This window comes from Candidatus Poriferisodalis sp., from assembly GCF_965205175.1.
Taxonomy (GTDB): Bacteria; Actinomycetota; Acidimicrobiia; order Acidimicrobiales; family Poriferisodalaceae; genus Poriferisodalis.
Window position 1 is genome coordinate 2,019,803 of record NZ_OZ242038.1, and the last position, 13,935, is coordinate 2,033,737.

A 13,935-nucleotide genomic window follows, 5' to 3' on the forward strand; every position below is an offset into this window, starting at 1 on the left:
AGGACAGCCGGCGCCGACACTGGCACCGGGGCACCTGGTGCGGAGGCCGTGTCGGTTCCTGTCGGTGCCAGCCTGGCCGCGAGCGTGGCAGCGGAGGTGAGCGCGTTCGCCCATGAGGTCGGCGCCAGCGATCCGGTCACTGCTGTGGGGGCTCGCACCCACTGGGCAGTCGGCGGTGCGCCGCGAGCGGGAACCCGTGAGGTGCGCGCGCCATCGGGGGTGTGGGAGCACGAGCCGTCGGAGATGACGGTGCGCTGCGGCGCGGGCACCGCCGTGGCAGAGCTGTCGGCTCATCTTGCCTCGACCGGCCAGATGGTGCCGCTCGACCCGGCCGACGATGCAGCCACCGTCGGCGGTGTGCTGGCCTGCGGCTACAGCGGCCATCGTCGGCTGCGCTACGGCCACGTGCGCGATCTTGTGCTGCAGACGCGTCATGTCGATGCGAGCGGCAAGGTGGTGACCGCCGGCGGGCCCACCGTCAAGAACGTCTCCGGCTACGACTTGGTGCGCCTGCTGGTGGGCTCGGTGGGCACGCTGGGCCTGCTGGCCGAGGTGATCCTCCGCACGCTGCCGCTGCCGCCGAGCTCTCAGTGGCTGGTGGGCGACGGTGACCCGTTCGCGGCGTTCGACGCGCTGTACCGGCCCAGCAGCATCCTATGGAACGGCACGCGCAGCTGGATCCTGCTGGAAGGCAACCCGACCGACGTCGCCGCCGAGGCTGCCAAGCTGGCCCCGCTGGGCTTCGCCCCGTCTGCTGACGGCCCTCCCCGGATGCCGGCTGCGGGGCGCGAGTCGATGCGGCCTGCCGACCTGCGGGCGCTGGCGGAGACCCCGGGCGAGTGGCTGGCCGAGGTCGGCGTGGGCCTGGTGCATCGCAGCGAGCCCGTGGCTGCGGTGCCGGTCTCGCCGGCCAACGCAGTGCTGATGTCCGCGCTGAAGGCGAAGCTGGACCCTGCCGGTCGGTTGAATCCGGGCAGGAGTGCTTGGTGACGCCGTCGGAGGCCACGGCCGACGCGGCGGGTGCGCCGAGCGCAGCGCCGAGCCGGGCAGACACGTTCGATCTGTCGCTGGACATCGACAGCGACACACTGGCAGCTTGCGTCGCGTGCGGCATGTGCCTGCCGCACTGTCCCACGTATCGGGTGACGGGGGAGGAGTCGGCGTCACCGCGTGGCCGCATCGCATTGATGCGAGAAGTCGTCGAGCGCGGCGAAGCCGACGGCGCGTTCGTGGAGTTCATGGACGCGTGCATTCAGTGCCGCGGCTGCGAAACGGCCTGTCCGGCCGGCGTGAAGTACGGGGCCATGATGGAGACCACGCGCCAAGCGCTGGCTTCGCAGACCCGCTACCAGCCTCGGCTGCGACGGCTGGCCTACCGGCTGCTCGGCATGCCGCGGCTGCTCGGTGCCGGGTCGCGGCTGCTGGGAGTGGCGCAGCGGCTGGGCGTGCTTCGGCTTGCCGGGACGCTGCGACGCACGAGGCGGTTCCGGCGGCTGGGAGCGATGGCGGCATCGCTGCCGCGGGTTCCGGTCCGCCAGCGCCGCTTGGTGCCCAGCGGTGAGGACGTGTGGCTGTTCACCGGCTGCGTGATGGATGCGTGGATGCGCGACACGCACCGGGCTGCCAAGACGGTCATCGAAGCAGCCGGCGCGGGTGTCGCGCTGCCGCCGCCGGGCGCGGCGTGCTGTGGCTCGCTGCACACCCACGCGGGTCTCGGCGACCAAGCGCGACGGCTCGCTCGCCGGGTCATGGCCGCTCTGCCGGGCGACGCGCCGGTCTTGGTGGACTCGGCAGGTTGCGGTGCCGCGATGAAGGAGTACGGACATTTGCTCGGCACCGCTGAGGCGCACCGATTCGCAGCACGCGTGAAGGACGTGTGCGAGTGGCTGGCGGAGCGAGTCGAGGAACTGCCCGAAAGCACAGCAGGCTCGACTGCGGACAGTTCATCGACGCGCGCGGGTGTGGCGGTGCCGAGCGAGCGGATCGCGGTGCAAGATCCCTGCCATCTGCGTCACGTGCAGCAGGCCCACCTGCCGGTGCGCACCGTGCTCGAGCGTTACGTCGAGGTCGCAGAACTCGATGACGAGGGCATGTGCTGCGGTGCCGGCGGCGCGTACTCGCAGCAGCATCCGGACGTGGCGGCGGCGGTGCGCGAGCGTAAAGTCGCCGCCATCGAGCGCACCGGCGCGAGGACCGTGGCCAGCGCCAACCCGGGCTGCGCCTTGCATTTGCGAGCCGTCGGCATCGATGCACGCCATCCGCTGGAGATCGTGGCAGAGCGCATGCCGTCGCAAGAGGCCTGAGGTCATGCACTCAGTCAGCGGAGGTCTGAGCGCATGAACGACGAGATCGCCGAACTCGCCGACCAGCTCGATGCCGCTGCCGAGCGGCTCGCCGAGCTGTCGATCGAACTGCTTCAAGGCGCTCTCGCCGACGCCGACACCTCCCAAGCTCGCGCTCAGCTAGAGCGAAGCGTCACCCGAGCCCGCCGAGCCACCCACAAAGCCGCCGCCATCCTGCGCGCAGCTGTTCGCCCCACCGTCGACGACTAGCCGTGTGGTGGTGCGGCGTTGTGGCAGCTAGACGCGGGTGCCGAGGGATTCGAGGGGGATGAGCTTGCGGTCGGTGGCGTTGTCAGTCGGCCGCAGCACTCGGCTGGCGACAGCGGGCGCGCCGTCCGCGGGCTGGTAGCCGGTCAGGCGCTGGCGGAGGCGACGTCCGACTGGCTCGGCGAGGTGGCGGAAATCCTGTTCGGTGAGGCCTTGGCCGTGCTGTGCGCCCGCTGCGCGGGAGATGTTCTCGTCCATGAGCGTTCCGCCGAGGTCGTTGGCACCCGCGCGCAGAATCTGCTGTGCGCCCTGCAGGCCGATCTTCACCCACGACACCTGCACGTTGTCGATGAGGCCGCGGTAGGCGATCCGCGGCACAGCGTGCATGAGCAGCGTCTCGCGGAAGGTCGGCCCGCGCCGCGCTCCTTTTCGCAGGTAGATCGGGCTGGCCATGTGTACGAACGGCAGCGGGACCCACTCGGTGAACCCGCCTGTGCGCTGCTGCAGCTCACGCGTGGCTACGATGTGGTTCGCCCAATGCTTCGGATGCTCGACCGATCCGAACATGATGGTGATGTTGGAGTGCAGCCCCACCGCGTGGGCTGCCTCGTGGCATTCGAGCCACTCTGCGGTGCTGATCTTGTCGGGGCACAGCACCGCCCGCACCGAGTCGTCGAGAATCTCGGCGGCGGTCCCCGGCAGCGACTTCAGCCCCGCCTCCTTGAGTCGCATGAGGTAGTCCACCAGCGACTCGCCGAGCCGCTTGGCGCCTTCGATCACCTCCAAGGCGGTGAACCCGTGAAGGTGCATGTCTGGCACGACCTCGTGAATGGCCCGGCAGACGTCGATGTAGTAGTCGCCGTCGAAGCTGGGGTGGATGCCGCCTTGCAGCGTCACCTCGGTGGCGCCCAGCTCGGCGGCTTCGATCACCCGCTCCTGGATGTCAGCCAGCGACAGCATGTAGGGCGTGCCCCGCAGGTTCAGCGACAGAGGACCCTTGGAGAAGCCGCAGAATTTGCACTTGAACGTGCAGACGTTCGTGTAGTTGATGTTGCGGTTGTACACCCAGGTGACCACATCGCCCACCGCCTCACGGCGCAGCTCGTCGGCCACCTCGCCGACCGCGACCACCTCCGGCCCGCGTGCGCCGAACAGCGTCACGATCTCTTCGTGCCCGACCCGCTCGCCGGCCATCACGCCGTCGAGCACTTCCCGCACCGCGCCGTGTGCGAACGACGGCCCGCCCATGAGGTCTGTGGGCAGGTGACCGGCACCGCCGGAGTACCACTGTGTGGAATTCTCGTCGGCCGCCAGCACGTCGGCGCCGGAGCCTGCTTGGAGGTTCTCCATGGTTCGCTCGGGCATCTGGGCGCCCGGATCGTCGCGTCCGAGGCCCTCGGCGTCGCTGCGGTCCATCACTGCGAACCGATTGGCCTCGGCCAGCCAGCGCTCCGGCCGATGCACGTACTCCGGGTAGATCGTGAGCCGCGGGGCGAGCGTGAACTGCCGTTCCTCAGTGACGTCTCGCAGGCGGTCCAGTGCCGGCCATGGACGCTCGGGGTTGACGTGGTCGGCGGTGACCGGCGAGACGCCGCCCCAGTCGTCGATGCCGCAGCTCAGCAGGCCGCCGAAGTCGTCGGAGAGATTCGGCGGCGCCTGCAGATGGACCTCCGGCGGCAGCAGCAGTCGCGCCAGCGCAATGGCCTGCGCGTACTCGTCGGGCGGGCAAGCAGGCATGTTGTGCATCGATGTGCCCGCCTTGGGCAGGAAGTTCTGCACGATCACTTCTTGGACATGGCCCCAGCGGGCGTGGCTTGCAGCGATTGCCTCGATGGCGACAAGCCGGTCGTCGAGCGACTCGCCGATGCCTACGAGGATCCCCGTCGTGTAGGGGATGGACAGTTCGCCGGCGGCTTCGAGTGTGGCGAGCCGGCGTGTCGGCGTCTTGTCCGGCGACCCACGGTGGCAATCCAAGTGAGGGTTCAGCGACTCCAGCATCATCCCCTGGCTCGGCGCGACCTCCCGCAGCGCCGCCAGCTCGTCGGCAGCCAGCGCGCCCGGGTTGGCATGGGGGAGCAGACCGGTCTCGTCGCGTACGAGCCGGCACATCTCGACCAGGTAGTGGACGGTGGAATCCCAGCCGCGGGCGGCCAGCCAGTCGGCAGCAGCGGGGTAGCGCAGCTCGGGACGTTCGCCGAGCGTGAACAGCGCCTCATGGCAGCCGGCACGGGCACCGCTGGTTGCGATCTCCAGCACCTGTTCCGGGGTCAGGTACGGAGAGTCGAGGCGAGCCGGAGGCTGGGCGAACGTGCAGTAGCCGCATTTGTCGCGGCACAGCATCGTCAGCGGGATGAACACCTTCGGGCTGTACGTCACCCGAGTGCCGAAACTGCGGTCGCGCACTTCAGCTGCCCGCTCGGCCAACTCGGCAAGCGGCAGCGCCGCGAGTGCCTGCGACACCGCCGACGGCTCCGGCGGTTCCCCAGCGCGGCCCGCAGGCGGATCTTCGAGGGTGGGTGTCGGATGGAGCAGCGTCACCGTGGGCCTCCGTTCGCGAGACGGTCGTGTGCGTTCCGGTCGTTCGGGCACCGGCCGATGCCGGCATCCGGCGAATCGAGCGGTATCACCGCAGGCTTCTGTTCGTGATACGGTCCGTGAGCCCGCTGTTCGCAGCTCGGACGGACTCAGGACCCATCGGAGCGTCGGCAGCCGCAGCGGCGCAGGCCCCGCCGGGGCGGGCTGAGCCGCGCTGCGGGGCCCCGAAGCGGGAGCGGCTGCGTATGCCCGACGGGCTCACCGACGCTTCGCAGGCCGGACATCGCGCTGCCAGCTCCAGTCGGGTGCCGCAGTCGGCATGCACCAGCACCGTTGGGGCGTCGCCGTCCTGGCACCATCGGTCGCCCCAGGCCATGAGCGCCAGCAAGCTGTTCGACAGGTCTCGGCCCTTGTGGGTGAGGACGTAGTCGTAGCGGATCGGACGGTGCTGGTAGGGCACCTTGGCGGCGATGCCGGCATCGACGAGACGGCCGAGCCGGTCGGCCAGCATGTTGCGGGCGATGCCGAGGTCGTGCTGCATGGCGCTGAACCGACGCACGCCGCGGAAGAGGTCCCGCACGATCAGCAGCGTCCAGCGATCGCCGACGATGTCCAGCGTTGCCTGGATGGAGCAGCCGGAGCGGCCTGTTGCGACGGTCGTCACGGCTGCGAACGCTAGGGCAGTCAGTTTCGGATTGCAACCCACTGATGCGGGTCCACGGCGTTCAGGCGAGTGCGTCGGCTTTGGCTTGCAGCGACATCAGCAGTTCGTCGAAGCTCTTGGCGAACGCGGCAACGCCTTGGGCTTCGAGCAGGCCGGCGATGCCGTCGAGGTCGATGCCGTGCGCAGTGACCGCGTCGAGCACCTCCTGTGCCGCGGGCTCGTTGGCATCGACGCTGCGGCCGAGCGTGCCGTGATCGCAGAAGGCCGCGAGCGTGTCGTCGGGCATGGTGTTCACCGTGTGCGGGCCGATCAGCTCGTCGACATAGAGCGTGTCGGGATAGGCGGGATTCTTCGTGCTGGTCGATGCCCACAGCGGCCGCTGGAGCTGAGCGCCGAGCGCTGCGAGACGCTCCCAGCGCGGTCCGCTGAAGATCTCGACGAAGCGGCCGTAGGCAACGTGGGCCTGCGCCACCGCAGCCCGGCCGCGCAGGCTCAGCGCGTCGGTGCTGCCGGTCGCTTCCAGCCGCCGGTCGACTTCGGTGTCGGTGCGGCTCACGAAGAACGAGGCCACGCTGGCCACCTCCGACAAGTCAGTCGCTCCCGCTGCGACCCGATCCTCCAGCCCGCTCACGTATGCCTCGGCCACCTGCTCATAGCGAGCCACCGAGAAGATCAGCGTCACGTTGATGCTGCGACCTTCGGCGATCATCTGGCGGACTGCCCCGAGCCCTTCCATCGTGCCGGGGATCTTCACCATGAGATTTGGCCGAGCGAGGGACGCGTGCAGTTCGCGTGCGGCAGCGGCGGTGGCTGTCGTGTCGTGGGCCAGTGACGGGTCCACCTCCACCGACACGAAGCCGTCGGTGCCCCCCGACGCCGCATGCACTCCTGCCAGCGTTCGCAGCGCGCCGCCGATGTCGCTGGCGACCAGCTGCCAGTACGCATGGTCGACTGGGGCGCCCCCGCGTACGAGGTCGCTGAACTGCTCGTCGTAGTCCGAGGAGGTCTCGATGGCCTTCTGGAAGATCGACGGGTTGGAGGTGAGGCCGCGGATGCCCGCGTCGACCCAGGCGTCCAGTGTTCCGCCGGTGATCCAGCTGCGGCGCAGGTTGTCCAGCCACGGGCTCTGTCCGCATTCGGTGTAGAGCTGCACCAACCGTCGAAGCGAGCTGGTAGTGCCGGCGGTACTGTTGGGGCGGGTCGGGCAGGCCACAGGGGAGTCCTCCATGGTCGGTCTACAGCGCAGTCGGTCTGCAACAGCGTCGGCTTAGAGCAGGGCGCGCGCCGCATCGGCGATGGCCGGGGCAGTGAACCCGAAGCGCTCCATGAGAACCTCGCCCGGGGCGCTGGCGCCGAACCGGTCGATGGAGACGGTGGCATCGGCATAGCGGTCCCAGCCCATCGACGATCCTGCCTCGACGCCGAGTACCGGCACATCGTGCGGGAACACGGCGGATCGATAGTCGTCGTCCTGGGCTTCGAAGAGATCCCAGCTCGGCATCGACACCACCGCGCTGGCGATACCGTTCTCAGCCAGCAGTGCTGCTGCCGCGGTGCAGCACTGCACTTCGCTGCCGGTGCCCGCCAGGACGACCGCAGGCGCCGGCGTGTCGATCAGCACGTACGCGCCTCGGGCCACCTGTGCGGGACGGTCGGTGCCGTCGAGCACGGGGATGTTCTGACGCGTCAGCACCAGTGCAGTCGGGCCGTCTCGCTCGACAGCAATCTGCCAGGCCTGCGAAGTCTCATTGGCGTCCGCCGGCCTGATCACGCACAGGTCAGGGATGGCGCGCAGGGAGGCAACATGCTCGACTGGCTGGTGGGTCGGCCCATCTTCGCCGACGCCGATGGAGTCGTGCGTCCACACGAACACCGTCTTGGCGCCGCTGAGGGCAGCGAGGCGCACCGACGGGCGCATGTAGTCGCTGAAGACCAGAAAGGTGCCGACGACCGGCAGCACGCCGCCGTGCAGCGCCATGCCGTTCGCGACGGCGCCCATGGCGTGCTCACGGACGCCGAAGTAGAGCTTGCGGCCTGCCGGGTTCGCAGGGCACAGCACATCGGCAGCGATGTCGGTGCCGGTGTTGCCGGTGAGGTCGGCGCCTCCGCACACCAGCGCGGGCACGTCGTCCAGTGATGCGTCCAGCAGCCGGTTGGCGGCGACACGGGTGGCCATCTGGGTGCCTGCGGCGAATGTCGGCAGCTCGCGCAGCCTGCCGGTCACCGCGCTCGCTGACCACAGCGCATCGAGCCAGTCGCGGTCGTGCCCGCTGGCAGTCAGCCGAGCCTCCCAGTCGTGCCGCTCGGCTGAGCCACGGCTGCCGGCGGCGCGGTAGGCGCGGACCACCTCGTCGTCGACGACGAAGGTTGCATCGGGATCCATGTCCATCGCCTGCTTGGCTGCAGCGATCTCCGCGGCGTCGGTGATCGCTCCGTGAGCTGCGGAGGTGTCGGTCGCGGTGGGCATCGGGTAGCCGATGTGGGTGCGGACGATGACCAGCGACGGGCGATCGCTCACCAGCATCGCCTCGCGCAGCCCCCGTTCGAGCTCGTCGGTGTCCTCCGCAGTCTCGCCGAGGTCGCTGACGTGCCAGCCGTACGCCGCAAAGCGCGCAGCGGTGTCGTCGCTGAACGCCAGCTCGGTGCTGCCGTCGATGGTGATGCGATTGTCGTCGTAGACCGCGATCAGGCGGCCGAGCTGCTGATGGCCGGCCAGCGATGCCGCCTCGTGGCTGACGCCTTCCATCAGATCGCCGTCGCTCACCACCACGTACGTGCGATGGTCGACCAGGTCCGCACCCAAGCGGGAGCGCAGGCCGCGTTCGGCCAGTGCCATGCCCACAGCGTTGGCGAAACCGTGGCCGAGTGGTCCGGTAGTCACCTCCACGCCGGGGGTGAGGCCGCGTTCGGGATGGCCTGGCGTGATCGATCCGAACTGGCGGAAATGTCGGATGTCCTCCAGCGTCACGCCGTAGCCCACCAAGTGCGCGACGGCATAGACGAGCATCGAGGCGTGGCCGGGCGACAGGATGAACCGGTCGCGGTCGGGCCAGTCTGGTGCTGTGGCGTCGTAGCGCAGGATGCGAGTGAACAGCACGTGCGCTAGAGGCGCCAACGCCATCGCCGTGCCGGTATGGCCGCTGCGCGCACGCATCACAGCGTCCATGGCCAGCGCCCGAATGGTGTTGATCTGGCGGGCTTCCAAGCGAGCGACCGCTGCGATGCCTGCGTTCATGACGATGTGCTCTGCGAGTCTGGGCGCTCAGGCATTTGGCGGCTCGTCGGCGTCGTGGAACAGCGCCATCGAGGCGGTGAAACCGTGCAAGTACGAGCGCGAGCCCACCGGACCGATCTCGCCCGCGCAGAACATGCCGGCCACCTCGGCGCCTGTGTGCTCTGCGAGCAGTGCCGCGTCGTGATGGGGTTCGTCGAACAGGTGCGTGCCCCGCCCGTTGCAGGTGAACAGCAGAGCGCCGCCTGTTGCAGGAGCGTGCTCGAGTGCAGCGCGCAGGTCCTCGTCCGCGGTGCGGGCGTCGCGGATGTGGAACTGCACCGTTGCGCCGACCGGTGCCTCATCGCCGATCGCGATGGCACCGCTGTCTCGGTCGGCGCCCACTACACCGCGAATCAAGAAGTCCCCGCGCTCGAAGTCGACCTTGCGCTCGTCGGTCACCCGACCCACATGCAGCCCGCGCTGCACCAAGCGCCGGTCTGCCGGATCCAGTTTGGCGATGATCTGCTGCAGTCGTTGGTACGGCGGCATGCCGCCCAGCGAGCGCACCACGTTGCCTTGCGCCTCCGTGATGATGTACGGCTGGCCGATGGGCCGGCACCCTTGAGACACCACGTGCGTGACGCCAGTGCTGCCGCCGAGGACCAGCACGGCTGCCCCGGAGAGGAAGACGTCGCCGTCCACCACGATGCGGTTGATGCCGGGCATCGAGCCTCCCGACGACAGCCCGCCCAGAATGCCGACCCCCGGCCAGCGTTCGGCCCAGCGTTCCATCGCAATGTCGACGGGGTACGTGTACGGGTCCGCCAGCAGGATCATCGAGTGTCGCCCGGTCGTGTTCACCTCGTCGAACGCCGCGTCGATCTGCTCGATGCCGCCCTCGCCGACGCCTGAGGGATCCAAGAGCACTGCGCGCGCCCGCGGCGCTTGGACCGAGCCGAGGCTGCCTGCCCAAAGCACCGCCGCGGTTTGTTCTTCGATCTCGCGCTCGCCGGCAGCAACCGAACACGCTGTCGTGCCGATGAACGCCTCGGGTCTGAGGAGCTCGGCGACCGCCGCGGCAATGTCCTCGGTGTTGTCGATGTGGCTGCCCGAGGTGAACAGCACTGCGACGTCGGGCTGCGCGCCCAGTGAGTCCAGCACTCTGCCGACGATCTCGCCAGTCGCCATGCCGGCATCGGCGTGCTGCGAGCATCCGACAGTGAAGGGCATCGTCGGCCGGTTCGCTTAGCTGCTCTGGGCTGCGGGAGTGCCCGTCCACCCGCCGTCGGCCGCTGACGCCGCCGGTTCCGGGTCGTCTGCGGGCGGGTTCATCGTCAGCGGCACCACGAGAACATCGCCTTGGTCGATTCGGCAGTGGGCCTCGATGGTGCACGGCTCGTCGAACGTCAGCTCGGCCTGGACGAGGTTGTAGCCGAACTTGCCCGATTCGACGCTCAGCGGCTGGACGTTGCGCGCGACCTGCTCGTCGCCGCGCAGGAACCGAACCTCGAGCGCCGCCAGACCGGCATGGGACGGCGGGCAGCGAACCAGTACGAGCATGTGCGGCGTGATGGTCACCGGAAACGGACCGGGGGCGGCGGTGGAGAAGTGAACGCCGCCCAGATCGATGCGGGCTGCGCCGCCTGCTGCCTGGCGCATGTCGAAGTGCTCGATGAACAACGCGGACATGATCTGCACGCGGTGGATCGTAGGCGTGCCGCAGCGCTGTGCGGTGTACGCCGACTCTCGTGCGCCACTGGTTCCCCGCAGGCCCCGCGGCGGCGATGGCCTAGATTGCCCGCATGGGACACAGTGAGAAGTTCACAGGCGAGTACGGGCCCAGCACGTGGGACTGGGTGCGAGAGCAGGCCGACGCGTACGAAGCATCGTCGGGCGCACAAGCCAACACGCTGCGCGACACCGGACTGCCGATCATCGTGATGACGACCGTCGGGCATCGCACCGGCCTCGTGCGCAAAGTCCCGCTCATGCGGGTCGAGCACGAAGGCGAGTACGCCATCGTGGGTTCCAAGGGCGGTGCGCCGGCACATCCCGGCTGGTACCACAACCTCATGGCCGACCCGACCGTGCTCATCCAGGACGGACCGGCGCCGTTCGAGACCGCTGTGCGGCTCGTCGACGGCGCTGAGCGCGCGGAGTGGTGGGAGCGGTGTGTGGCAGCCTTCCCGCCCTACGCCGAGTACCAAGCCAAGACCGACCGCGAGATTCCCGTCTTCGTCACCGCACGCCCCAACTGAACCCCGTCGCCCGCTCATCCGCCGCGGTGCAGCGTTCTGTAGATTTCGCTTTTGTGGATGCACCGCATGTCCGGAAGCATGCTAAGCTGAGCGCATGCCGCTGCGCGCGCCGGATGCTGTGTCAATTGATGGCCGAACTCAACCTGTCGAGCCTCGGGTACGACAACGGGCTCAACTGCAAGCGATGCTGAACGCGCTGCATGGAGCCGCCAAGCCCCGTGCAGTGCTTACTGGTTGCCAGCCAATATTGTTCGTTCTTGGCGAGCGCCCACGCGCAGACGATACGGCGAACGATAACTGGAAAGCGGCGACCGAACTTTCACGTGCAAACTGGATGCTGACAGGCAGATGCATCAGACGCGCTATGGATGAATTCACAGGCTCGAGTTCGGCAAAATCGTGACTGGAGATGATATTGCTACGGCAGGAGAACAATCAGAAAATATTGAGACTGAGTTGAGCCTGAGCTATAGTGGCCCGCTTCCTCCGGCTTATGAATTCGAGCAATATGAGCGAGCCTCACCGGGCGCTGGCAAAGAAATCCTCACGCTCGCCGAAAGTACTTCTCGACGAAGCCACGAGGCACAGCTTGACACTAATCGGACGGCAAGACACCTTGCTTGGGCTGGTGTCGCTCTCATCACTGTCGTTGCATTCATGGTCCTCGTCATATCTCTGATGCTGATCAATGCTGGCGCAGAATGGCTTGGCGCAATAGGAAGCCTTGCTGGCGCAGTGTTTATTGGACTGGGAGCTCTTGCCCAATGGACTAACTCACGGCGCAACTGACGAGCCAGCGCGGCATCAAACTCCGTGTTCAAGTCTTGGCTCGCGAAACGAAGAGGTAAGATGTCCGTTTGGGATCACCTGTATGAACGCATTCGAGACTTGTGGGCGAGGAATGAAGTAAAGCACTTGGTCACGATTGTCCTAGTGACCATAGTTGCGTTGGGCGTATTCGCTCTTGTGTGGCAGGCCAGAGTTATCAGCGATCAGATGCGTCAAATAAATTCTCAGAATAGTGCTTTGCGTTACGATATCGGTCAGCTGGAAGAAAGAATCGAGGACGTTGGTGATTCGATAGGGAGCTCAAGTCCGTTCAGCATCTCAAGCCTAGACCGCGACACGCTACGTTACAAAATCAGTCAGCTTGAGCGAGTGATTCAGAGTATTGCTGCTTCAATCGGCAACTCAAGCTTCGATTACGGTACTCTTCGTTACGATATCAGTGAGCTGGAGGATAGAATTGAGGACGTTGGTGATTCGATAGGGAGTTCGAGTCCGTTCGGTGCCACAATTCTAGATCGTGGCACATTGCGCTATGAGATCAGTCAGCTTGATGATCGAATTGATGAACTCTATTCAGCCTTCAATCGGCTAATCGCTACTTTGAGACAGCGCTTCTGATTCGATATCATTCGATTGCTGACGCTCTCCGATTTGCATCTGATATCAAACTCAGCGGGTGAGGAGTTTGCGGTAGATGTCGGCGGCTCGTTCGAGCTGTGAGATCTCGACCCATTCGACGGCTTGGTGGGCTTGGTCGATGGAGCCAGGCCCGAACACCGCGATCTGGTCGGCTACCTCGCCGTATCGCAGCGCATTGGTGCCGTAGTCGGCCACCTCGGGGCTGCGACCCGACAGCTGCGCCAGTGAGGTCACCAGAGCGCATTCGGGCGCTTGCAGGAAGGCATTGCTGCCGAAGCCGTTCGCCATCTGGACGCTGACTCTGGCAGGCAGCGCAGCGGCGCGAATGACCTCGGTGAGGCGGGAGTACTCGGTCTCGTAGTCTTCCCCGTCGGCGATGCGTCGCCCGACGTACAGCTCGCATAGATCAGGCACGATGTTGCGCGCCCGGCCGCCGTGCATCTCGTTCACCGACACGGTGCCGGCACCGAGCGCGCCTGCCTTGCCTCGACTGGTGAGCCGTTCTTGCTCAGCATCGATAGCCGCAACCACGCGTCCCCCGGCGGACAGCGCGTTGATGCCGAGGTGGGGCTTGGAGGAGTGCGCAGCCCGCCCCTCGATCTGGACCTCGATGCCGAGGCCGCCCTTGTGGCCGTACACCGGCGCGCACATCGTGGGTTCGGCCACCACGATCTGCTCACGACGCTCGCCGCGCGTCAGCAGTCGGTCTCGATATGCGGTGGCACCGGCGAGGCCGCCGCCCTCTTCGGAGATGGTGCCGACCAGCTCGACGGTGCAGGCCGGTTGCTGCCCGGCGGACGCCATTTCGCCCAGCACCGCCAGCACCACGGCCATGGTCGCCTTGGTGTCGACGGCGCCCCGTCCCCAGACGCGGCCTTCGCTGACACGGCCGTCGAAGGGCTCGCCTTCCATGTGCTCGACGCCGACCGTGTCGAGGTGAATGTCGATGGCGAGCATGCGCTCCGTCCGGCCGGCGAATCGGGCGTACACGTTGGGCCGCCCCGGCTGGATCACTTCCAGCTCCACGTCTGCGCCCAGCGCTGTCGCTCGCTCGGCAAGCCAGTCGGCCATGTCGGCTTCGGCCGCTGTGCCCGAGCGCGGCCCCTGATGCATCGGATTGACGCTCGGGATGCGCACGATCTCGCTCAGCAGCTCTGCGATCGACTGGCCGGTCGCGTCGGTGGCGCCAGTGGCCGTGCCACGGGTGCCCGCTGCTGCCTCGCTCTCGCTCATGTGTCGCCCCTTCTCGGCCGAGCGTACGCGCCGCGCTGCGCCGGTGCCAGCGAT

At 67.4% G+C, this 13,935-nt stretch carries 13 protein-coding genes; 6 read left to right on the plus strand and 7 right to left on the minus strand.

Features of this window, described 5'->3' with window-relative positions; genetic code table 11:
* Nucleotides 1–48: 48 nt before the first annotated feature.
* From ACOGI4_RS08775 to ACOGI4_RS08785, 3 genes are read left to right on the plus strand one after another with little or no spacing between them, the layout of a single operon-like run.
* Complete coding sequence (locus tag ACOGI4_RS08775; protein ID WP_419841296.1) at nucleotides 49–990, plus strand: FAD-binding protein; 942 nt, start codon at nucleotides 49–51, stop codon at nucleotides 988–990.
* Nucleotides 987–2,303, plus strand: coding sequence for a (Fe-S)-binding protein (locus tag ACOGI4_RS08780; RefSeq protein WP_419841297.1), 1,317 nt, complete (start codon nucleotides 987–989; stop codon nucleotides 2,301–2,303). Before ACOGI4_RS08775 ends, ACOGI4_RS08780 begins: the two co-directional genes overlap by 4 nt.
* 33 nt (nucleotides 2,304–2,336) lie before the next feature.
* Nucleotides 2,337–2,552, plus strand: coding sequence for a hypothetical protein (locus ACOGI4_RS08785; RefSeq protein WP_419841298.1), 216 nt, complete (start codon nucleotides 2,337–2,339; stop codon nucleotides 2,550–2,552).
* Between the two features lie 27 nt (nucleotides 2,553–2,579).
* Here the strand turns inward: ACOGI4_RS08785 and cofH are convergent, their stop codons facing one another.
* The 6 genes from cofH to ACOGI4_RS08815 all read right to left on the minus strand — a co-directional run bounded on the left by cofH (nucleotide 2,580) and on the right by ACOGI4_RS08815 (nucleotide 10,660).
* Nucleotides 2,580–5,009: a 5-amino-6-(D-ribitylamino)uracil--L-tyrosine 4-hydroxyphenyl transferase CofH gene (gene cofH / locus ACOGI4_RS08790; RefSeq protein ID WP_419843119.1), complete on the minus strand. Its 2,430-nt coding sequence runs from the start codon at nucleotides 5,007–5,009 to the stop codon at nucleotides 2,580–2,582.
* A 163-nt stretch (nucleotides 5,010–5,172) separates the two neighbouring features.
* Entirely contained in the window at nucleotides 5,173–5,748 is a 576-nt protein-coding gene (locus ACOGI4_RS08795; protein ID WP_419841299.1) for a winged helix-turn-helix transcriptional regulator, read from the minus strand.
* Between the two features lie 61 nt (nucleotides 5,749–5,809).
* Nucleotides 5,810–6,901, minus strand: a complete 1,092-nt coding sequence (tal, locus tag ACOGI4_RS08800) for a transaldolase (RefSeq protein WP_419841300.1) — start codon at nucleotides 6,899–6,901, stop codon at nucleotides 5,810–5,812.
* A gap of 114 nt (nucleotides 6,902–7,015) precedes the next feature.
* Nucleotides 7,016–8,983, minus strand: a complete 1,968-nt coding sequence (gene tkt / locus ACOGI4_RS08805) for a transketolase (RefSeq protein WP_419841301.1) — start codon at nucleotides 8,981–8,983, stop codon at nucleotides 7,016–7,018.
* 27 nt (nucleotides 8,984–9,010) lie between these two features.
* The gene (locus ACOGI4_RS08810; protein ID WP_419841302.1) at nucleotides 9,011–10,192 is read right to left on the minus strand and encodes an FIST signal transduction protein; all 1,182 of its coding nucleotides are present in this window, start codon (nucleotides 10,190–10,192) and stop codon (nucleotides 9,011–9,013) included.
* A gap of 15 nt (nucleotides 10,193–10,207) precedes the next feature.
* Nucleotides 10,208–10,660, minus strand: coding sequence for a hypothetical protein (locus ACOGI4_RS08815; RefSeq protein ID WP_419841303.1), 453 nt, complete (start codon nucleotides 10,658–10,660; stop codon nucleotides 10,208–10,210).
* A gap of 104 nt (nucleotides 10,661–10,764) precedes the next feature.
* Between ACOGI4_RS08815 and ACOGI4_RS08820 the strand changes: the two genes are divergently transcribed.
* The 3 genes from ACOGI4_RS08820 to ACOGI4_RS08830 all read left to right on the plus strand — a co-directional run bounded on the left by ACOGI4_RS08820 (nucleotide 10,765) and on the right by ACOGI4_RS08830 (nucleotide 12,627).
* Complete coding sequence (locus ACOGI4_RS08820; RefSeq protein ID WP_419841304.1) at nucleotides 10,765–11,220, plus strand: nitroreductase family deazaflavin-dependent oxidoreductase; 456 nt, start codon at nucleotides 10,765–10,767, stop codon at nucleotides 11,218–11,220.
* Nucleotides 11,221–11,619: 399 nt separating this feature from the next.
* The gene (locus tag ACOGI4_RS08825) at nucleotides 11,620–12,009 is read left to right on the plus strand and encodes a hypothetical protein (RefSeq protein ID WP_419841305.1); all 390 of its coding nucleotides are present in this window, start codon (nucleotides 11,620–11,622) and stop codon (nucleotides 12,007–12,009) included.
* 60 nt (nucleotides 12,010–12,069) lie between these two features.
* Complete coding sequence (locus tag ACOGI4_RS08830) at nucleotides 12,070–12,627, plus strand: hypothetical protein (RefSeq protein ID WP_419841306.1); 558 nt, start codon at nucleotides 12,070–12,072, stop codon at nucleotides 12,625–12,627.
* Nucleotides 12,628–12,678: 51 nt separating this feature from the next.
* Here the strand turns inward: ACOGI4_RS08830 and ACOGI4_RS08835 are convergent, their stop codons facing one another.
* Nucleotides 12,679–13,881: a M20 family metallopeptidase gene (locus ACOGI4_RS08835; protein ID WP_419841307.1), complete on the minus strand. Its 1,203-nt coding sequence runs from the start codon at nucleotides 13,879–13,881 to the stop codon at nucleotides 12,679–12,681.
* Nucleotides 13,882–13,935 lie beyond the last annotated feature (54 nt).